The sequence below is a fragment of the Bradyrhizobium sp. ISRA430 genome (assembly GCF_029909975.1).
Lineage (GTDB): Bacteria > Pseudomonadota > Alphaproteobacteria > Rhizobiales > Xanthobacteraceae > Bradyrhizobium.
This window is the reverse complement of the sequence record NZ_CP094516.1, coordinates 160,419-180,033: the sequence shown is the minus strand read 5'-3', so window position 1 is coordinate 180,033 and position 19,615 is coordinate 160,419. Positions and strand designations below refer to the sequence as shown.

General features: G+C 64.2%; 19 protein-coding genes. 10 read left to right on the top strand and 9 right to left on the bottom strand.

Annotation, left to right across the window (positions count from 1 at the left end; translation table 11 throughout):
• Positions 1–111: 111 nt before the first annotated feature.
• The 3 genes from MTX21_RS00935 to MTX21_RS00925 form a co-directional block, all read right to left on the bottom strand.
• A complete protein-coding gene (locus tag MTX21_RS00935) occupies positions 112–2,157 on the bottom strand; it encodes a nitrate- and nitrite sensing domain-containing protein (RefSeq protein ID WP_280970083.1) in 2,046 nt (681 codons plus the stop codon).
• A 110-nt stretch (positions 2,158–2,267) separates the two neighbouring features.
• Complete coding sequence (locus MTX21_RS00930) at positions 2,268–3,245, bottom strand: NADPH:quinone oxidoreductase family protein (protein WP_280970082.1); 978 nt, start codon at positions 3,243–3,245, stop codon at positions 2,268–2,270.
• Positions 3,245–3,853, bottom strand: coding sequence for a 2-hydroxychromene-2-carboxylate isomerase (locus MTX21_RS00925; RefSeq protein ID WP_280970081.1), 609 nt, complete (start codon positions 3,851–3,853; stop codon positions 3,245–3,247). Before MTX21_RS00925 ends, MTX21_RS00930 begins: the two co-directional genes overlap by 1 nt.
• 211 nt (positions 3,854–4,064) lie before the next feature.
• Between MTX21_RS00925 and MTX21_RS00920 the strand changes: the two genes are divergently transcribed.
• A complete protein-coding gene (locus MTX21_RS00920; protein ID WP_280970080.1) occupies positions 4,065–5,087 on the top strand; it encodes a methionine synthase in 1,023 nt (340 codons plus the stop codon).
• Positions 5,084–5,323 (top strand): hypothetical protein, encoded by a 240-nt coding sequence (locus tag MTX21_RS00915; RefSeq protein ID WP_280970079.1) that lies wholly within the window; start codon positions 5,084–5,086, stop codon positions 5,321–5,323. Before MTX21_RS00920 ends, MTX21_RS00915 begins: the two co-directional genes overlap by 4 nt.
• A gap of 82 nt (positions 5,324–5,405) precedes the next feature.
• On the opposite strand, the gene MTX21_RS00910 is transcribed toward MTX21_RS00915, so the two are convergent.
• The 3 genes from MTX21_RS00910 to MTX21_RS00900 are packed head-to-tail and all read right to left on the bottom strand — an operon-like array spanning position 5,406 to position 7,408.
• Positions 5,406–6,107 (bottom strand): hypothetical protein, encoded by a 702-nt coding sequence (locus MTX21_RS00910; RefSeq protein WP_280970078.1) that lies wholly within the window; start codon positions 6,105–6,107, stop codon positions 5,406–5,408.
• A 10-nt stretch (positions 6,108–6,117) separates the two neighbouring features.
• Positions 6,118–6,633, bottom strand: a complete 516-nt coding sequence (gene gpt, locus MTX21_RS00905) for a xanthine phosphoribosyltransferase (RefSeq protein WP_280970077.1) — start codon at positions 6,631–6,633, stop codon at positions 6,118–6,120.
• A gap of 37 nt (positions 6,634–6,670) precedes the next feature.
• Positions 6,671–7,408 carry a molybdopterin-binding protein gene (locus tag MTX21_RS00900; RefSeq protein ID WP_280970076.1) on the bottom strand — a complete coding sequence of 246 codons (738 nt, stop codon included), beginning with the start codon at positions 7,406–7,408 and terminating at the stop codon, positions 6,671–6,673.
• A gap of 282 nt (positions 7,409–7,690) precedes the next feature.
• On the opposite strand from MTX21_RS00900, the gene MTX21_RS00895 reads away from it, so the two are divergent.
• The 5 genes from MTX21_RS00895 (at position 7,691) to MTX21_RS00875 (ending at position 12,770) form a co-directional block, all read left to right on the top strand.
• Positions 7,691–9,109: a circularly permuted type 2 ATP-grasp protein gene (locus MTX21_RS00895; RefSeq protein ID WP_280970075.1), complete on the top strand. Its 1,419-nt coding sequence runs from the start codon at positions 7,691–7,693 to the stop codon at positions 9,107–9,109.
• A 4-nt stretch (positions 9,110–9,113) separates the two neighbouring features.
• A complete protein-coding gene (locus MTX21_RS00890) occupies positions 9,114–10,058 on the top strand; it encodes an alpha-E domain-containing protein (RefSeq protein ID WP_280970074.1) in 945 nt (314 codons plus the stop codon).
• A 67-nt stretch (positions 10,059–10,125) separates the two neighbouring features.
• The gene (locus tag MTX21_RS00885) at positions 10,126–10,968 is read left to right on the top strand and encodes a transglutaminase family protein (RefSeq protein ID WP_280970073.1); all 843 of its coding nucleotides are present in this window, start codon (positions 10,126–10,128) and stop codon (positions 10,966–10,968) included.
• Positions 10,969–11,229: 261 nt separating this feature from the next.
• A complete protein-coding gene (locus tag MTX21_RS00880; RefSeq protein WP_280970072.1) occupies positions 11,230–11,988 on the top strand; it encodes a proteasome-type protease in 759 nt (252 codons plus the stop codon).
• Between the two features lie 23 nt (positions 11,989–12,011).
• The gene (locus MTX21_RS00875) at positions 12,012–12,770 is read left to right on the top strand and encodes an SDR family oxidoreductase (RefSeq protein ID WP_280970071.1); all 759 of its coding nucleotides are present in this window, start codon (positions 12,012–12,014) and stop codon (positions 12,768–12,770) included.
• 262 nt (positions 12,771–13,032) lie between these two features.
• Here the strand turns inward: MTX21_RS00875 and MTX21_RS00870 are convergent, their stop codons facing one another.
• Complete coding sequence (locus tag MTX21_RS00870) at positions 13,033–14,283, bottom strand: MFS transporter (RefSeq protein ID WP_280970938.1); 1,251 nt, start codon at positions 14,281–14,283, stop codon at positions 13,033–13,035.
• Positions 14,284–14,449: 166 nt separating this feature from the next.
• On the opposite strand from MTX21_RS00870, the gene MTX21_RS00865 reads away from it, so the two are divergent.
• Entirely contained in the window at positions 14,450–15,700 is a 1,251-nt protein-coding gene (locus MTX21_RS00865; RefSeq protein WP_280970070.1) for a nucleoside transporter C-terminal domain-containing protein, read from the top strand.
• Between the two features lie 214 nt (positions 15,701–15,914).
• Here MTX21_RS00865 and MTX21_RS00860 read toward each other — a convergent pair whose 3' ends face one another.
• Together MTX21_RS00860 and MTX21_RS00855 are read right to left on the bottom strand one after the other, a co-directional pair.
• Positions 15,915–16,460 (bottom strand): cupin domain-containing protein, encoded by a 546-nt coding sequence (locus MTX21_RS00860; protein ID WP_280970069.1) that lies wholly within the window; start codon positions 16,458–16,460, stop codon positions 15,915–15,917.
• A 168-nt stretch (positions 16,461–16,628) separates the two neighbouring features.
• A complete protein-coding gene (locus tag MTX21_RS00855; protein ID WP_280970068.1) occupies positions 16,629–16,916 on the bottom strand; it encodes an usg protein in 288 nt (95 codons plus the stop codon).
• Positions 16,917–17,299: 383 nt separating this feature from the next.
• On the opposite strand from MTX21_RS00855, the gene MTX21_RS00850 reads away from it, so the two are divergent.
• Entirely contained in the window at positions 17,300–17,614 is a 315-nt protein-coding gene (locus tag MTX21_RS00850; RefSeq protein WP_027552484.1) for a co-chaperone GroES, read from the top strand.
• A gap of 45 nt (positions 17,615–17,659) precedes the next feature.
• Positions 17,660–19,300, top strand: a complete 1,641-nt coding sequence (gene groL, locus MTX21_RS00845; RefSeq protein ID WP_280970067.1) for a chaperonin GroEL — start codon at positions 17,660–17,662, stop codon at positions 19,298–19,300.
• The last annotated feature ends 315 nt before the right edge of the window (positions 19,301–19,615 follow it).

Sequence of the window (19,615 nt, the reverse complement as noted above, 5' to 3'; positions counted from 1 at the left end):
ACGACTTTGTCCGCCGAAGCTCGAAGAGCGAAGGCGGAAGCGTGACCCACCACATTGCGATCCAAACGTCCGGAGAAGCGCTGTACGCCTTCGGCCGGCCACTCGACAGCGCTACGCTGCCTTAATGCCGCGGATGAACGTCTCGACAAACCGGCGCATGTTCTCCGACTGACGCGTCAGCTCTTCCGAGGCGTCAAACACCTCGCTCGCGGCCGTGCTGGATTCGTTCGATGCGACCCTGACTCCCCGGATGCTTGCCGAGATCTCGCCGGTGCCTCGCGCGGCCTCCTGAACGTTGCGCGCAATCTCCCGCGTGGCGGCATCCTGCTCGACAACCGCAGCCGCTATCGAAGAGGCAATCTCGTTGATCTCCTCGATCGTGACCGTAATGTCGTGGATTGCGGCGACCGACTCCCCGGAGGTCGTCTGGATCGCCTCGATCTGGCCGCGAATATCGTCGGTTGCCTTTGCGGTCTGTTCGGCGAGACTCTTCACTTCGCCCGCAACGACGGCAAATCCCCTGCCAGCCTGTCCCGCCCGAGCCGCCTCGATCGCCGCGTTCAGCGCCAGCAAGTTCGTCTGCCTCGCGATCTCATTGATCAGCCTGAGCACGTCGCCGACTGCTTGCGCGGCGGATGAAAGACCTTGCACGGTCTCGTTGGTCCGGCGGCTTTCGACGGCGGCCTTTTGGGCGATCTGCGCCGATTGCGTCACCTGCCGTCCGATTTCGGTGACTGAGTTCGACAGCTCCTCGGTCGCCGCAGCGACAGTCTGCATGTTGACGGAAGCAACCTCCGTCGCCCCGGCCACGCTCGCAGCTTCGTCGCTGGTCTGACCGGCCGACTTGTTCATTCGGGCTGCCGTGGCTTCGAGCTGCGAGGAGGCGGATATGACCGTCTCGATTACCTCGGCGATATCGACGTTGAATCGCTCGGTGAGTTGGTCGATGCGGGTTGCGCGGGCCGTGCGCTGCGCGGTCGCTTCGCGCTCCCTCGCGTTGAGCTCGACGGTGCGAATCAGGTTTTCCTTGAAGAATTGAACGGCGCGCGCCATCGCGCCGATCTCGTCGCTCCGATCTGTTGCATCGACCTGCCGGTCGAACTCGCCGCCGGCCAGGCGCGTCATGGTGTCGGCAAGCTGGCCGATCGGAACCGTGATGCTCCGCGCCATCATCGCGACCGCCACCAAGCTCGCCAGCAGTACAAGTACGGTCAGACCGATCACCAGACCAAGGCTCACAGTAGCTTCAGCCTCCTTCTTCGCCATCAGGCCGGCGAGCTGCGTCACCAGGCCATCCTCGACCTTCTTCATGAGGTCAATTCGAACCGTCGCCGCATCAAACCATGATTTACTGTCGAGCCCGCCGAAATCTCCCGCAAGTCCGCCCTTTTCGACGACCCTGCGCATGCCTTCGAACTTGTCGATTGCAGGTCCCGACAGTTGCGAACCGACGAGCTCCTTGGCCTGCGACGAGGCGACTGCGCGAAAGGAAGTCAAGAAACTGTCCTGCGCCGCCGCAAGGCCGATCGCCCGGATATAGGCCTGCGGCTCGAAACGGCCCGCCGCAATCGCGCCGGCCACGGTGGCACGTTCCTGACCGGCACGTTCCTTGGCTTCCACCAGATTGGCATGCGCTGCAATCGACCGCGAAACATCGTCGTCGGTGGCGAGCTTCGAAATGCCCGACATCACGGTAATCACACGGGCAATGATATCGGTCAGATGGCCAACTGCCACGACCGGAGCAACCACCTGGTTATCGATCTGCTCCCGCAACGAATCGAGGCGGCCGACGCCCTCCGTCGCCGTCCGGCTTGCGGACGCAAGTGGGCCGCTTCTTTCGCGGTCAAGATCGGCGAGCGCGCCGAGCGCTATGGACCTCTCGGCATCACTGCGCCCACGCTGCTGGAGGAGCTCTGCGCCCAGTTGCCTGCCCTTGCTGCTTAGAAAGGTCGACGACAGGCCGCGCTCGCGCTGGAGCTCATGGACGAAGCGGCTCAGCTTGCCGACGGCGTCCACGGCCGGCCGCATGTCGGCCATTTCCGAGCGCGCGGACCATTTGACGGAGATTTCGTAGAGTGCGAGCGCGGCAAGCGCCGCGAGAGGCAGCAGCGCGGCCAAGGCTATGCGATGAAGAATTCTTGCGTTCTTTAACATCAATCGAGTTCGCGTTTGCGAGCTCGTAATAGGATAGGACTGGTAAAGAAAGCACTTGATGCGCGTGAGCAAAAGATGGGCGACGCCTGCTCACGGATGCGGCACCCAAGTCAATCCATCACCAGCGCGACGCGGCCGATCGCCTTGCGGTCGAGCAGCAATCGCATCGCCTTCGCGTAGTCCTCCAAAGGCAGGCGGTGCGAGACGTTGGGGCGGAGCTTGCCCTCCTCCGCCCACTTGAGCAGCGCCTTCAGCCGAACCTCACCCAGCGCCGGATTCTTGCGCACGGCCTCGCCGGCGCGCACGCCAAGCACGCTCGCGCCCTTGATCAACAGGAGATTGGTCTTCGCCGAGCCGATGCCGCCGGTGAAGCCGATCACCAGAAGCCGCGCACCCCACGCGATGCAACGCATCGAATTTTCGAACACTTCGCCGCCGACGGGATCGAAGACGACGTCCACGCCACGGCCGTCAGTGATGCGTTTGACGGCATCGCGGAACGGCTCGCGGTCGTAGCGGATGAGATGATCCGCGCCCCGCGCCTTGGCGATCGCGAGCTTTTCGTCGCTGGACGCCGTCGCAATCACGGTGGCGCCCAAAAGCTTGCCGATTTCGACAGCGGCAAGGCCGACGCCGCCGCCGGCGCCATGCACCAGCAGCACCTCGCCTGGCTCGACCCTGCCGCGATCGATCAATGCGTGATAGGCGGTGCCGTGACCGGCGAGATAAGTCGCGGCTTCCGCATAGTCGAATGTCGACGGCTTTGGGGTGAGCTGCGCGGGCGTCACGATCGCTTCATCCGTGAAGGCGCCGTGGCGCATCTTGACGATGACCTTGTCGCCAACGGCGACGCCGCTCACCTCCGCCCCAAACTCGGTCACGTCGCCTGCGGCTTCCATCCCCGGTGTGAACGGCAGTTCCGGCTTGAGCTGATACTCGCCAGCGGCCATCAGCACGTCGGGAAAATTCAGTCCGGCAGCGCGGATTGTGACGCGCACCTCGCCTGGCTTCAGCGGCCGCGACGGACATTCCTCCAGCCGCAACGTCTCGGGCGCGCCGAGTTGGCGACAGACGACAGCCCGCACCATCAGGCCGCGCTCGCCTTGCGGCGCAGCAGCGCCTCGCGGATCAAGGGCAGCCGATCGTTGCCGAAATACATGTCGGTCTTGTCGACGAAGATCGTCGGCGAGCCGAAGCCGCCGCGGGCCACGACCTCTTCCGTATTGGCCTTGAGCTGGTCCTTGATCCCTTGCTCCGAGATGCCGGCCAAGAACTTCTGCTCATCGAGACCGATCTTCCTGCAGATGCCGGCGAGCACCGCGTCCTGCGAGATGTCCTTGTCCTCGCCCCAATAGGCCTCGAACACGGCGGTCGCGAACGGTACCACGTCCTTACCAACCCAGATGCAGCCGCGCATTGCCTTCACGCTGTTCACGGGAAACACCGTCGGCGGCATCTTGATCGCGAGCCCAGCCGCGCGCGCCCAGTCGCCGAGGTCCTTCAGCATGTAGCGCGCCTTCAGCGGCACCGGCTTTTCTCGTTGTGCGTAGACGCTCGGGTTGACCGTGTTGAAGATGCCGCCGACCAGGATCGGCCGCCAGGTGATCTCGGCACCGAGTTCTTTCGCGAGCGGCTGGACGTTGTGGAAGGCGAGATAGGTCCAGGGGCTGGAACAGTCGAAGAAGAACTCGATCATGGCGTTTCCTTGTTGCGTTGTTGGTTTTGTTCGTCGCACTGCCCCGTACTCCGTGGGGGCTGGTTCCAGCCGCTCGGCGTCGGCGCGAGTAGAGATCGATCATCGCCTTCCCTATGGACGCCGCCGGTTACTAGGCGACTTTTGTTGTTCTGTACCTCGACGTTAAGACATGGCAGGAAGGGGCGCAACACAACCCGCCGGGAGGGCCGCCATGCTGTTTCCAACCACGATCGCCGGCTCCTTGCCGAAGCCGGAATGGCTCGCCGAGCCCAACATGCTCTGGGCGCCCTGGAAGTCGAAGGGCGACGAGCTTGCACGCGCCAAGCGCGACGCGACGATGCTCGCGGTAAAAGTTCAGGAGGACGCCGGCATCGACATCGTCACCGAGGGCGAGCAGGCCCGGCAGCATTTCGTGCACGGCTTTCTGGAGAAGATCGACGGCATCGACTTCGCCCACAAGGTCGAGATGGGCATCCGCAAGGATCGCTACAAGGCGATGGTGCCGCAGGTGGTCGCACAGCTCAGGCTCAAGGGCCGCGTCCACGCCGACGAAGCGCGCGTCGCGCGCACGCATACCAAGAGAAAGCTCAAGTTCACCCTGCCCGGGCCGATGACCATCATCGACACCATCGCCGACCGCTATTACGGCGACCGGGTCAAGATGGCCTTTGCCTTCGCCGAGCTGCTGAACGAGGAAGCCAAAGCGCTGCAGGCTGACGGCGTCGATCTCGTGCAGTTCGACGAGCCCGCCTTCAACGTCTACATGGACGAGGTCAATGACTGGGGCATCAAGGCGCTGGAGCGCGCCGCGCAGGGGCTGACCTGCGCCACCGCCGTGCATATCTGCTACGGTTATGGCATCAAGGCCAACACCGACTGGAAGGAGACGCTCGGCAGCCAGTGGCGGCAGTATGAGCAGATCTTTCCGGCGATCGATGCGAGTTCGATCCAGCAGGTCGCGATCGAGTGCCGCAATTCGAAGGTGCCGCTCGACCTGCTTACGCTGCTCAAGAACAAGATCGTGCAGGCCGGTGTGATCGATGTCGCGAGCGATACGGTCGAGACGGCTGAGGACGTCGTGCAGGTGATCGACGCGGTGTCGAAATTCGTGCCCAAGGACAACATCATCGCGACCACCAATTGCGGCATGGCGCCGATGCGACGGGAGATCGCGGAGGCCAAGCTGATGGCGCTCGGCGCCGGTGCCGCGCTGGCGCGCGAAACATTGCGATGATGGCGGCGCTGCTTCGGATTGCATGTAGCCTCGCGCTGCTAGTGGCGGCTGCGCTGCCGGCGCACGCGGAGGATCGCTCCGTGCTTCTCAGTTGCAAGGCAATGGTCGAGCGCACGTCCAAGGATTCGAATGCCGCGAGCGAAGCTGAGCTCGCCCGCTGCCGCCAAGTGATCCGTGAATGGGCCCTGCGCGATGCGCGGATGACGGTCGACGAGCAAGGGCGGCCGCTGAAGTAACAGGTATCGCCACGAGCACATTGCGCCCTCTCGAGGGAGAGCTGGAGAGCGGGGTAGCCTCGAACTCCGCTCTCGCTTGGGGCTACCCCCCTCCCTGGCCCTTCCCCGCAAGGGGGGAGGGAACGGACTGTGCACTCGGATGCAGCGTAACTTCATAACCAGCATTCAACGCGCGCAGCGTCGATGGCGGCGTCAGCAGCATCGGCTGAATCAGCTCGCGCGTCCCGGCGACGTAGCCCGCCGGTGACCATAACAGTGCCCTGCCCTGCGTCACCAGAAAACTCTCTTCGCCCTGCTGCACCATCGCGCCGTCAGGCAATTGTTCGAGCGGCATCAACAGCGCGTGCAGCCGCTTCCTGCCGCGATCGAGCCGCTCGTGGTGCAGCACCGTATCGATGTCGTGCATGCGCACATTGTGCACACGATTGCCTTTCTCCCACGCCGCGCGAAACCGATTGGCATCGTCGCGACGGCAATAGAAGCAGGGACGGTGTCCGGCGGCGAGCGCAGTTGCCTCGTCGAGGAAAAACAGCTCGGTCCAGCTTTGCGTCGCCATCACCTCGCGGCGGTGCCCGCGGAATTCGCACGTGCAGGTCAGCCAGGCCGGCGTCGACCAGCGCTTCTTGAGGAGCGTCTTCGTCGCGGGATCATGGATGATGCCGCGATTGCCGGTGAACAGGCCGCGGTGCGGAGTGGCGATGATCTCGCCGGTCGGCGTGACGCGATTTTGCAGGGGGCGAGTAGCAAATAGCGAATGGCGAGTGGACGAGCTGCTATTCGCCATTCGCTACTCATCACGCCGCGCCGTCGCGCAGCGGCGGGTGGTAGGAGAGCGCGGTGTCCCAGGGGAAGAAGATCCAGGTGTCCTGGGAGACTTCGGTGATGAAAGTGTCGACCAGCGGACGTCCCTTGGGCTTGGCGTAGACGGTGGCGAAATGCGCGTCAGGCAGCATCTCGCGCACCAGCCTGCCGGTCTTGCCGGTGTCGACGAGGTCGTCGACGATCAGCAGGCCCTTGCCGGTGCCGCCGCCGAGCTTCATCGCCGCTTCGGAAATGCCCTTGAGGACCTGCAGGTCGCCCTGCTTGGTGTGGTCGTAGCTCGCGATGCAGACCGTATCGATGACGCGCACCCCGAGCTCGCGCGCGACGATCGCGGCCGGCACCAGGCCGCCGCGGGTGATCGCGATCACCGCGTGGAATGGACCGACCTCGTTGAGCCGCCAGGTCAGTGCCCGGCAATCTCGGTGGAACTGATCCCACGAGACCGGGAAGGCCTTCTGCGCGCTCAGTTCCGGTGCTTCACCAGCCATTGTCGTCTCCTGCCATTCGTCGTCCGGCAGCTAGCTGCTAGCGGGTGATGTTCAATCCCGCCAGCATTTCCTTCACTGCGGCCATCGCGGCCGCGAGCTTCTCCGGATCGCGCGAGCGCACCACCAGATTGGTGTTCGGCTTCTGCTCTTCGTCCATGAACGGATAGCTGCCGATGATCGTGTCCGGATGGGCCGTGGCAATCGCCCGCAGCGGGCTGCCGATGTCGCCCTCCCGCGCATTGGCGCGGACCGAATCGGAGAGCATGCGGACGCCCGATTTCAGCTTGGGCGAGACGATATCCATCATCGCCTGCATGATCGAGGGCACCCCCGCCATCACGATGACATTGCCGATCTTGAAGCCGGGGGCGAGGATGGTCGCGCTCTGGATCAGCTCGGCGCCATCCGGGATGCGGGCCATGCGCAGCCGGGCCTCGTTGAGGTCCTGCTCGCTCCAGCGCTCGCGGAAACGGGCGACGACCTCCGGATGGTGATCGATGCCGACACCGAATGCCTTGGCGACGCTATCGGCGGTGATGTCGTCATGAGTCGGCCCGATGCCGCCGGTGGTGAAGACGTAGGTGTAGCGTTGCCGCAGTGCGTTCAACGCGGCGATGATGTCGTCCTCGTCGTCGGCAACAACCCGGACCTCCTTCAGGTCGATGCCGATATTAGTCAGGTATTCGGCGATGAAGCCGATATTCTTGTCCTTGGTCCGGCCGGACAGGATTTCATCCCCGATGACCAGTATGCCCGCCGTGACGATTTCGCTCATAACTTAAGTCCCTCACCTGTCGCGCCGACTTTGCCGAGGTAACGCGTTGAAGTCACGCGCTTTTGCTGCCGAAATAAGCAGTCCTCAGCCATTTTTTCAGGCAAGCCCCCGGTCGTCCCCGGCAAATGCCTTCAGTCCATGCTTATCGCGCTGGCCCGGCCCTTGCTACCACCCAGGGAAGTCATGCACTCTCTGATGCATGGCCACAGGACGTTGCGGTCTTCACCAAGGCCTACGCGACCTGTCCAATGGCGCAATGCCTGGGGAGAACAGTCGGGATCTATGGCAGTCGCGTTTGATGAAATGAATATCCCCGGCGGGGAGCTTCGCCCCGCCTATCAGGAGCTGGCACGCTGGCTCAAGGAGACGCCTCCCGAGGCGCTCGAATATCGCCGCCAGGAGGCCGAGCTCCTGTTCCGCCGCATCGGCATCACCTTCGCGGTCTATGGCGAGGCCGAGTCCACCGAACGCCTGATCCCGTTCGACGTGATCCCGCGGATCATGTCGGGCAAGGAATGGGCGCTGCTGGAAAAGGGCCTGAAGCAGCGCGTGCGTGCGCTCAACATGTTCCTGCGCGACATCTATCACGGCCGCGACATCCTGCGCGCCGAGATCGTGCCCGATGATCTGATCTTCCAGAACCCGGTGTTCCGTCCCGAGATGAACGGCCAGCATGTGCCGCACGACGTCTACGTGCACATCGCCGGCATCGACATCGTCCGGGTCGACGCCAACGACTTCATCGTGCTGGAGGACAATGCGCGCACGCCGTCGGGCGTGTCCTACATGCTGGAAAACCGCGAGATCATGATGCGGCTGTTTCCGGACCTGTTCGCCCGCCACAGGGTAGCGCCGGTCGAGCGCTATCCGGACGAACTGCTCGCCGCGCTGCGCTCGGTCGCGCCGCACGGCGCATCGAGCGAGCCGACGGTGGCGCTGCTCACCCCCGGCGTGTACAATTCGGCTTACTACGAGCACTCCTTCCTCGCCGACAAGCTCGGCATCGAGCTCGTCGAAGGCCGCGACCTCATCGTCAAGAACAACGAAGTGTTCATGCGGACGACCGAGGGGCTGAAGCGTGTCGACGTGATCTATCGCCGCGTCGACGACGACTTCCTCGATCCCCTCACCTTCCGCCCCGACTCCGTGCTCGGGGTGCCGGGACTGATGTCGGCCTATGCGGCCGGCAACATCACGCTGGCGAATGCCGTCGGCACCGGCATTGCCGACGACAAAGCGATCTACTCCTACATGCCGGATATCGTGAAATTCTATCTCGGCGAGGAGCCGATCCTGAAGAACGTGCCGACCTGGCGCTGCCGCGAGCCGAAGGACCTCGCCTATGTGCTCGACAATCTCAGCGAGCTCGTGGTGAAGGAGGTGCACGGCTCCGGCGGCTACGGCATGCTGATCGGGCCGGCGGCGACGAAGGCGACGATCGAAGCCTTCCGCGAGAAGCTCAAGCGCGAGCCGGAAGGTTTCATCGCCCAGCCGACGCTGGCGCTCTCGACCTGCCCGACCTGCACGGCGTCAGGCCTCGCGCCGCGCCATGTCGACCTGCGCCCCTTCGTGCTGACCGGCAGCAAGCACACCACCATCGTGCCCGGCGGCCTCACCCGCGTCGCGCTGAAGGAAGGCTCGCTGGTGGTGAATTCGAGCCAGGGCGGCGGCACCAAGGACACCTGGATTCTGGACGAGTAGAGAGATGCTGTCGCGTACCGCCGAAAACCTCTACTGGCTCGCCCGCTACGTCGAACGGGCCGAATATCTCGCGCGCACCATCGATGCGACGCTGCGCGTCACCGCACTTCCCGCCGCCTATATCGGCAAGACCAATGAATGGGACTCGGCGCTGCTCACCGCCGGCGTCGCCGCGAGCTTCTATCAGCAATATCAGGAAGCCAACGAAACCAACGTCGTCGACTATCTCTCCTTCTCGCCGGACAATCCGTCCTCGATCAGGAACTGCATCGAGGCGGCGCGGCTGAACTCGCGCTCGGTGCGCACGGCGCTCACCAGCGAGATGTGGGATACCATCAACTCGGCCTGGATCGAGCTCCAGGCGGTCTGGAGCAAGGGCACCTCCACGCGCGAGGAGCTGGCAAAGTTCCTGCGCTTCGTGCAGGAGACGTCCCTGCGCTTCGACGGCTCCGCCTACCGGACCATGCTGCGCAACGACGCCTACTGGTTCTCGCGGATGGGCGTGCATCTCGAGCGCGCCGACAACACCGCGCGCATTCTCGACGTGAAGTACCACGTGCTGCTGCCCGAGGAGGAGCATGTCGGCGGCCCGCTCGATTTCTATCAGTGGAGCTCGATCCTGCGCTCGGTCTCGGCACTCACCGCCTATCACTGGGTCTACCGCGAGACGCTGAAACCCTGGCTGATCGCCGATCTGCTCATCCTCAACGATACGCTGCCGCGCTCGCTTGCGAGCTGCTACGGCAATCTCGTCCGCAACCTCGACCAGGTCGGCGTCGCCTATGGCCGCCAGGGCCCGGCCCAGCGCCACGCCCGCGGCATCCGCAACCGGCTGGAGCACTCCAACATGAACGACATCTTCCAGCATGGCGTGCATGAATTCATTCAGGAATTCATCGCGGACAATTCCAGGCTGGGCGAAATCATCACGAGGCAGTATTTGATCTGATACATGCCGTCATTCCGGGGCGCGCGAAGCGCGAACCCGGAACGACGACACAAGACTATGGTCCACCATGCGCCTGCGAATCCAGCACACCACGACCTATCGCTACGAACCGCCGGCGACGAGCGTGATCCAGGTCCTGCGCATGACGCCCGGCAGCCACGACGGGCAATATGTGGCGGAATGGCAGATCGACGTCTCGGCCGACACCAAGCTCGACACCCACGAGGATGCGTTCGGCAACGTCACCCATGTCCTGTCCTGCGGACCCGTCGGCGATATCAAGATCAGCGCCGAGGGCCTGATCGAGACCCACGACACCGGCGGCGTGCTGCGCGGCACCGACGAACGCTTTCCGCCCGGCATGTTCCTGCGGACGACGCAGCTCACCGAGGTCAATCCGGCGATGGCCGCGGTCGCGCGGCAGTTGCGCGCGGAGGCCGAGAGCGACACGCTCGGCTTCCTGCACACGCTGATGACGCAGATCAGCGAGCACATGACCTTCGACGAGGACCCGACCAACAGCGGCACCTCGGCAGCGGAGGCATTCACGCTCAAGCGCGGCGTCTGCCAGGACTACGCGCATATCTTCATCGCCTGCGCCCGCACCGGCGGCGTGCCGGCGCGCTTCGTCTCCGGCCACTTCCTGCGCGCCGACGGCACCATCCACCAGAATGCCGGCCACGCCTGGGCGGAAGCGTACGTAGCCGATCTCGGCTGGATCGGCTTCGATCCCGCCAACTGCATCTGCTCGACGGACGCCCATGTCCGCGTCGCGATCGGGCTCGACTATCTCGGCGCGGCGCCCGTGCGCGGCACCCGTTATGGCGGCGGCATCGAGACGCTGACCGTGGCGGTCAAGGTCGAGCAGGCCGGCCGCGGCGGCCAGTCCCAATCGCAATGGCAGGGGTGACGCGTGCCGCGCGCACGCCCTCATCCTGAGGAGGCGCGGCAGCGCCGTCTCGAAGGATGGGCCGCGGGCTAGATCGGGGCCTTCATGGTTCGAGACACGTGCTGCGCACGCTCCTCTCCATGAGGGGTGAGAGCGGACGCCTCCCAGCCGCCTACGGCCTTCATCTACCGCAAGGTTTCAACCCAGCGCCCGCGGGAATTGGGGTTGGAGCGGCCTTTGAAATTGGCTAGTAATTCCGCGCAAACGCGTTCGGGGACGGAAATGACCTATTGTTGCGGAATCCTGGTTCGGGACGGGCTCGTCATGATTGCCGACACCCGCACCAATGCCGGCCTCGACAACGTCTCGACCTTCCGCAAGCTCCACATCTTCTCCAAGCCCGGCGAGCGCATCATGGCGATTGCCAGCGCCGGCAACCTCGCCATCAGCCAGTCGGTGCTGTCGACCCTGACCGAAGGCCTGGAAGACCCCGACACGGGCGAGGTCGAGACGCTGATGAATGCGCCGACCATGTTCCAGGCCGCCCAGCGGATTGGCCGCGCGATCCGCGCCGTGCACGCCACGGAAGGACCGGCACTGAAATCCGAGGACGTCTCGTTCGACGTCTCCTTCCTGTTCGGCGGCCAGATCAAGGGCGCGCGCATGCGCCTGTTCATGGTCTACACCGCCGGCAACTTCATCGAATGCACCACCGACACGCCGTATTTGCAGATCGGCGAGCACAAATACGGCAAGCCGGTGCTCGACCGCGCCATGCACTACGACGTCGAGCTCTACGAGGCGCTGAAGACCGGCCTGATCTCGATGGACTCCACCATGCGCTCCAATCTCGGCGTCGGCCTTCCGATCGACGTGCTGGTGGTGCGCGCGGATGCCTGCGATGCCGACCTCAATCACCGCATCGAGGCGGGCGAGCCCTATTTCCACGACCTGCGTTCGCGCTGGTCCGCGGCGCTGCGCGCGGCGCACCAGAACATCCCGCGCCCGCCCTACAAGAACGAAAAAGAACCCAAAACCTGACACCAGAGAAAAGGCAGGAAACAATGAGTGAAGCAAAGAAGATCGCAGTGGTGACCGGCGCCGGCACTGGTGTCGGACGTGCGGCGGCGCTGGCGCTGATGAACGCGGGCTTCACCGTGGTGCTCACCGGACGCCGGCTCGACATGCTCGAGGAGACGGCGAAGCTTGGTCCGGCCGGCAAGAGCCTTTGCGTTACCGCCGACATGACCAAACCCGACTCGATCGCCGCGCTGTTCGCCAAGGTGAGCCAGACCTATGGCCGGCTCGACGTGCTCTTCAACAATGCCGGCATGGGCGCACCGGCCGTGAATTTCGAGGACCTCAGCCTCGAACAGTGGCAGGCGGTGGTGAACACCAACCTCACCGGCCCGTTCCTGTGCACACAGCACGCCTTCCGCATCATGAAGGACCAGACCCCGCGCGGCGGCCGCATCATCAACAACGGCTCGATCTCGGCGCACGCGCCACGGCCGTTCTCGGCAGCCTACACCTCGACCAAGCACGCCATCACGGGCCTCACCAGGGCGAGCAATCTCGACGGCCGCATGTACGATATCGCGGTCGGCCAGGTCGACATCGGCAATGCCGCTACCCCCATGACCGATCGCATGGTCAACGGCCCCGGCGTGCTGCAGCCGGACGGCACGACGAAGCACGAGCCCCGCATGGACGCCAAGGCGGTCGGCGATGCCGTCGCCTACATGGCCGGCCTGCCGCTCGATGCCAACGTCCTGTTCATGACGGTGATGGCGACCAAGATGCCGTTCGTGGGACGGGGCTAAAGGTCTCTCCTCTCCCTCTCCTCGTTCTTACGGGGAGAGGGCTGGCACTCTGCGCCCCACTCAAAAACTGAAAAACAACCCCATGCACAGTAGACGTCAAGGGGGTTGTGGCTGCTGCCGGCGAGCGGGGTGAAGTCAAGCAAACCCACGCGCCACCTTCACAATCGTCATTGCGAGCGCAGCGAAGCAATCCGGACTGTCCCCGCGGAAAGATTCTGGATTGCTTCGCTTCGCTCGCAATGACGGGGGGGAGAGGTGTCCCCTACTCCAGCCGCTCCACCTGCCGCAGGCTTGGAAACAGCTTCATCCACAAGAGCGCAACCGCGATGGTGCAGACGCCGCCGAGCACGGCGGCCGGCATGGCGCCAAACAGCGCGGCCGTCAGCCCGCTCTCGAACTGGCCGAGCTGGTTCGAGGCGTTGATGAAGAGGAAGTTCACTGCACCGACGCGGCCGCGCATCTCGTCGGGCGTCGCCAACTGCACCAGCGAGAAGCGGATCACGACGCTGATCGTGTCGGCCGCGCCGAGAATCGCAAGCGACACCACCGACAGCCACATCCAGGACGACAGCGCGAACACGACGGTGGCGATGCCGAACACGATCACGGCCTGGAACATGCGCAGGCCGACATGCCGCGAGATGGCATGACGCGCCAGCACCATGGTCATGACCAGCGCGCCGACGGCCGGCGCCGCACGCAAGACGCCGAGCCCGACCGGGCCGGTCTGCAGGATGTCGCGGGCATAGATCGGCAGCAGCGCGGTGACGCCGCCGAATAGCACGGCGAACAGGTCAAGCGAGATGGTGCCGAGGATCGCCGGATTGCCGCGGATGAAACGGACGCCAGCAAAGATGTTGTCCGCGCCCATATCCTTGGCGACCGCCTGCGGGCGCGGCCGGATGAAGCCGGTCAGGATCATCCCGAAAATCCAGAACAGCACCATCACGGCATAGGCCAGATGCGGCGCGATCGCATAGGCGAAGCCGCCGAGCGCGGGACCCGTGATGGTCGCGACCTGCGCCGCGCCGCTCGAGATCGCGGTTGCGCGCTGGAGCGACCCCTGCGGCGCGATCAGCGGCAGCAGGGCCGCAGTGGTCGGGCTCTCGAAGGCGCCGGCGATGCCGAGCACGAAGGTGGCGACGAAGATCTGCACCTCGCCGACCGCACCGAGATAGGTGCTGATGGCGAGATAGAGCGCCGTCGCCGCTTCAACGAGCTGGCAGAGCTGGACGACGCGCTTGCGCTCGTAGCGATCGGCGGCGTGGCCGGCGACGAACACCAGGAGCGCCGTGGGCAGGAACTGCACGAGCCCGACCATGCCGAGGTCGAACGCCGAGCCGGTGAGATCGTAGATCTGCCAGCCGATCGCGACCGCCGCGATCTGGCTGGAAAAGCGCGACAGGCTGCGCGAGAGCAGGAAGAACAGGAAGGCGCGGTGGGAGAACAGCACGCGGGCACTGACCGGCGGATTCGCTGACACCGGCCGCTCTTCGCTTAGCTCTTCACTCAGCCCTTCACTTAGCTCTTGGCTCACCTTCTGGACCATCCGCCCGATATTGACAGGCTCCGCGTGGCCGACGCAGGCGTGCTTGTCAACAGCGGGCGGCCGCGCCCATGTTCCGGCATTGCCTTTGCAATGCACGCGCGGCCATAATCATTGGGGGTTTGGGAACATCATGCTGCGGCTGCAATCGGCACTCGGCATTTTCGCATTGCTGCTGATCGCCTGGGCGCTCGGCGAAAACCGACGCGCGGTCTCAACGCGCCAGGCGGCGATCGGGCTCGTCGTCACCTTCGTGACCGCGGTCGTCCTGTTGAAGCTGCCGGTCGTGGCGCATGCCTTCGGCGCCATCAACGACGCGGTCGGCGCCATCTCATCGGCTTCGCGCGCCGGCTCGTCCTTCGTGTTCGGCTATGTCGGCGGCGGCACCCCGCCCTTCGACGTCAAGGTGCCCGGAGCCGATTTCATCCTGGCGTTCCAGGCGCTGCCGATCGTGCTGGTCATGAGCGTGCTGACGACGCTCTTGTTCTATTGGCGGGTGCTGCCGCCGATCGTGCGCGGCATGGCGTGGCTGCTCGAACGCACGCTCGGCGTCGGCGGCGCGGTCGGGCTGTCGACCGCCGCCAACATCTTCCTCGGCATGGTCGAGGCGCCGCTGTTCGTGCGGCCGTATCTGGCGCAGATGACGCGCAGCGAATTATTCCTGGTGATGACCGGCGGCATGGCCGGCATCGCCGGCACGGTGCTGGTGCTCTATGCGACGCTGCTGGCGCCGCTGATCCCCGATGCTGCGGCACATTTCGTCATCGCCTCGGTGCTGGGCGCGCCGGCCGCGATCCTCGTCAGCCTGATCATGGTGCCGGAGACCAGCGACAAACGCACCGGCGGCGCGCTGGAGGATCCCGAGATGGAGGTCTCCAGCACGATGGACGCCATCGTGAAGGGCACGAGCGCGGGCCTCGAGCTGCTGCTTAACATCGTCGCCATGCTGCTGGTGCTGGTGGCGCTGGTCTATCTCGTCAACGCCACCCTCGGCCTGCTGCCGAACGTTGGCGGCGCCGCGATCTCGCTGCAACGCCTGCTCGGGCTCGTGATGGCGCCGGTGTGCTGGCTGATGGGCTTGCCATGGGATCAGGCCGTCACGGCCGGCAGTCTGATGGGCACAAAGACCGTGCTCAACGAACTGATCGCCTATGTCGATCTGTCGAAACTTGCGCCGGACGCGCTCGACGCACGCTCGCGCCTGATCATGCTCTACGCGATGTGTGGCTTTGCGAATTTCGCCAGCCTCGGCATCATGATCGGCGGCCTCGGTGTGATGGCGCCGGAGCGGCGCGAGGAGATCAATGCGCTCGGGCTGAAGTCGATCGTATCGGGGACGCTGACGACGTGTTTGATGGGGGCGGTGGTGGGGGTCATGACCTGAGGCCGAACCTGCAGCCCGGATGAAGCGCAGCGCAATCCGGGACATCGCTTCCGGTGTTCGCGGCCTTCCCGGATTTCGTTTCGCTCCATCCGGGCTACAGGCTGAGGTAAGAGAACGTCATTGCGAGCGAAGCGAAGCAATCCAGAAATTCATCCGCGGAAATGGTCTGGATTGCTTCGTCGCTGCGCTCCTCGCAATGACGACGAGAGAACGGCTACGCCTTCAACTCCACCGTCTTGAATTCCGCCGGCAGGATCACCTCCAGCAGTTCGACATCATCCGAATAGTCGAGGATCATGTGCTTGATCTTCGGCGGCTGGGTCCAGGCGCTGCCTTGCGTCATCAGCGTCTCGCCCTGGCCGTCCATATAGGTCTTCACCCAGCCCTTGAGCACATAGACCATCTGGAATTCGACGTCGTGATAGTGGAGCTTTGAGACCTCGGCCGGATTGCACGGTGGCAAGAGGCGGATGACATGCGCTTGTGCGAGGCCATGGGTTGCATCGGAGATGCCGAGGTCGCGATACTGGGCGTAGGCGCGCAGGCCGTCGGCCTTGAAGTCTTCTTCGCGGTGATGGCTGACGGCGATGCGCTGCTTCGGCCGCGCAGCCTTCCTGGCGGACGATTTGGCCGGTGTCGTGCGCGCCTTCGCTTTCACCGCCTTGCGCGCCGAGGACCGCGCCGCGGCCTTGCTGCCGCTCCTCTTCTTCACCGCAGGCTGTGCGGCGCTGCGCGATGCCGGCTTCTTGGTCTTGGCCATGAGTTGCCTCCCGTTGTTGTTATGGGCGAGAGGCTAGCACAGATTGGGGAAATCGTAGGGTGGGCAAAGCGAAGCGTGCCCACCAGCGCGAGATGCGATCGTGGAGAGGTTGGTGGGCACGGCGCGCGCAAGCGCGCCTTTGCCCACCCTACGAGTCCGAGCCCGGCGTCAGTTCAGCCTGAACACGCCGTCCACGGCGCGCAGCTCCGCGGGCTTGATCAGCTTGGAGTGCGCCACCGTCACCGAGAACAGCGGACCGTCGAGCTTCTCCTCCCAGAACGCCAGGAAGTCGGTCAGCGCCGGGAATTTCGGGAAGACATCGTAGTTCTGCCAGACGTAAGTCTGCAGCAGCGAGGGATGATCCGGCATCCGATAGAGAATTTGCGCCGTCGTCAGCCCGTAACCAAGCATCTGTTTCCGGAAGTCCTCGGAAACACCCCCAACCGGCAAGCCCATGCCAACCTCCTTTGCAGGAGCGCATATTCAGGGGGCTGGCTCGATCCCGTGTGCCCGACGAGCCACCCGGTGGAGATGCGCTCACATGAGAGAAATGTGACGCAAACTGACAATCCATCTCAAGCCCAAAAGTTTAACAAGCTGTTGAAATTCAATGCGTTAGCAGCAGATGCGCGCCCGTGCTAATACGGGCTCCGCAGGTCGGTTAACGATGGAAAAGGGAAGCTGGCAACGCGCGCTTGGGAGTGCTGATTTTTCTGCTACAAGCCCTTGCTCCCGCAAAATTCCTGTCCTATTTCAACCTCGCTTGTGCTAGCACTCGCTGGTAACGATTGCTAACAAGCTGAAAATCCTCAACTCGTGCAACTGCTTAGGAGGACTGCATGAAATTCCGTCCGCTTCACGACCGCGTCGTGGTCAAGCGCATCGACGCAGAAGAGAAGACCGCTGGCGGCATCATCATTCCCGACACTGCCAAGGAAAAGCCCTCCCAGGGCGAAGTCGTCGCCGTTGGCCCCGGTGGCCGCGACGAGGCTGGCAAGCTGATCCCGATCGACCTGAAGGTCGGCGACCGCGTGCTGTTCGGCAAGTGGTCCGGCACCGAAGTCAAGATCGACGGCCAGGACCTGCTGATCATGAAGGAGAGCGACGTGATGGGCGTCCTCGAGGTCAGCGATTCCAAGAAGAAGGCGGCTTAAGAGCCCCTCTCTCTCCCTCAGTCAAACCCTTAAGGAAAAATCCAGATGGCAGCCAAAGAAGTCAAATTCTCGGTTGAGGCGCGCGACAAGATGCTGCGTGGCGTCGACATCCTCGCCAATGCAGTGAAGGTCACCCTCGGCCCGAAGGGCCGCAACGTCGTTCTCGACAAATCGTTCGGCGCTCCGCGCATCACCAAGGACGGCGTCACCGTCGCCAAGGAGATCGAGCTCGACGACAAGTTCGAGAACATGGGCGCCCAGATGGTGCGCGAAGTCGCCTCCAAGTCCGCTGATGCGGCCGGCGACGGCACCACCACCGCGACCGTGCTCGCGGCCGCGATCGTGAAGGAAGGCGCCAAGTCGGTCGCCGCCGGCATGAACCCGATGGACCTCAAGCGCGGCATCGACCTCGCGGTCGAAGCCGTGGTTGCGGACCTCGAGAAGAACTCGAAGAAGGTCACCTCGAATGACGAGATCGCCCAGGTCGGCACCATCTCGGCCAACGGCGACGCGGAGATCGGCAAGTTCCTCTCCGACGCCATGAAGAAGGTCGGCAACGAGGGTGTCATCACCGTCGAGGAAGCCAAGTCGCTCGAGACCGAGCTCGACGTCGTCGAGGGCATGCAGTTCGATCGCGGCTACATCTCGCCCTACTTCGTCACCAACGCCGACAAGATGCGCGTCGAGATGGATGACGCCTACATCCTCATCAACGAGAAGAAGCTCTCCTCGCTGAACGAGCTGCTCCCGCTGCTCGAGGCCGTGGTGCAGACCGGCAAGCCGCTGGTCATCGTCGCCGAGGACGTCGAGGGCGAAGCGCTCGCTACCCTCGTCGTGAACCGTCTCCGTGGCGGCCTGAAGGTCGCGGCCGTCAAGGCTCCGGGCTTCGGCGATCGCCGCAAGGCCATGCTCCAGGACATCGCGATCCTGACCGGCGGCCAGGCGATCTCGGAAGATCTCGGCATCAAGCTCGAGAACGTCACGCTCAACATGCTCGGTCGCGCCAAGAAGGTGATGATCGACAAGGAGAACACCACGATCGTCAACGGCGCCGGCAAGAAGGCCGACATCGAGGCGCGCGTGGCCCAGATCAAGGCGCAGATCGAGGAGACCACCTCGGACTACGACCGCGAGAAGCTCCAGGAGCGTCTCGCCAAGCTCGCAGGCGGCGTCGCGGTGATCCGCGTCGGCGGCGCGACCGAGGTCGAGGTGAAGGAGCGCAAGGATCGCGTTGATGACGCGATGCATGCGACCCGTGCGGCTGTCGAGGAAGGCATCGTCCCGGGCGGCGGCGTCGCCCTGCTCCGTGCCTCCGAGCAGCTCAAGGGCCTGCGCACCAAGAACGACGACCAGAAGACCGGCGTCGAGATCGTGCGCAAGGCGCTGTCCGCGCCGGCTCGCCAGATCGCGATCAACGCCGGTGAAGACGGCTCGGTGATCATCGGAAAGATCCTGGAGAACAAGGCCTACAACTACGGCTTCGACTCCCAGACCGGCGAATACGGCAACCTGGTCACCAAGGGCATCATCGACCCCACCAAGGTCGTGCGCACCGCGATCCAGAACGCAGCCTCGGTTGCAGCTCTGCTGATCACCACGGAAGCCATGGTCGCCGAGCTGCCCAAGAAGGGCGGCGCCGGCCCCGCGATGCCTCCGGGCGGCGGCATGGGCGGCATGGACTTCTGATCGACGAAGTCGTCCCGGACGCGGTGCAGCGCGCAGCGGTGCACCGCAGAGCCGGGATCTCGCTCCACGAAATGCAGAACCCCGGCAGCGATGCCGGGGTTTTTGTTTTTGCCGGCTCTCCCCCTCGTCATTCCGGGGCGCGCCCCGTTGGGCGCGAGCCCGGAATCCATAACCACGAACGTCAGTTGGCTAACCTGGGATAGAGATCATCCCAGTTCGGATTCTGCTCAGCCAATGTAGAGCGTGCCGTGCTTCCTGCTGGCGAAGATGTAGACGTAGTGGACCATTCCAACCGCCTGGGGTATGGATTCCGGG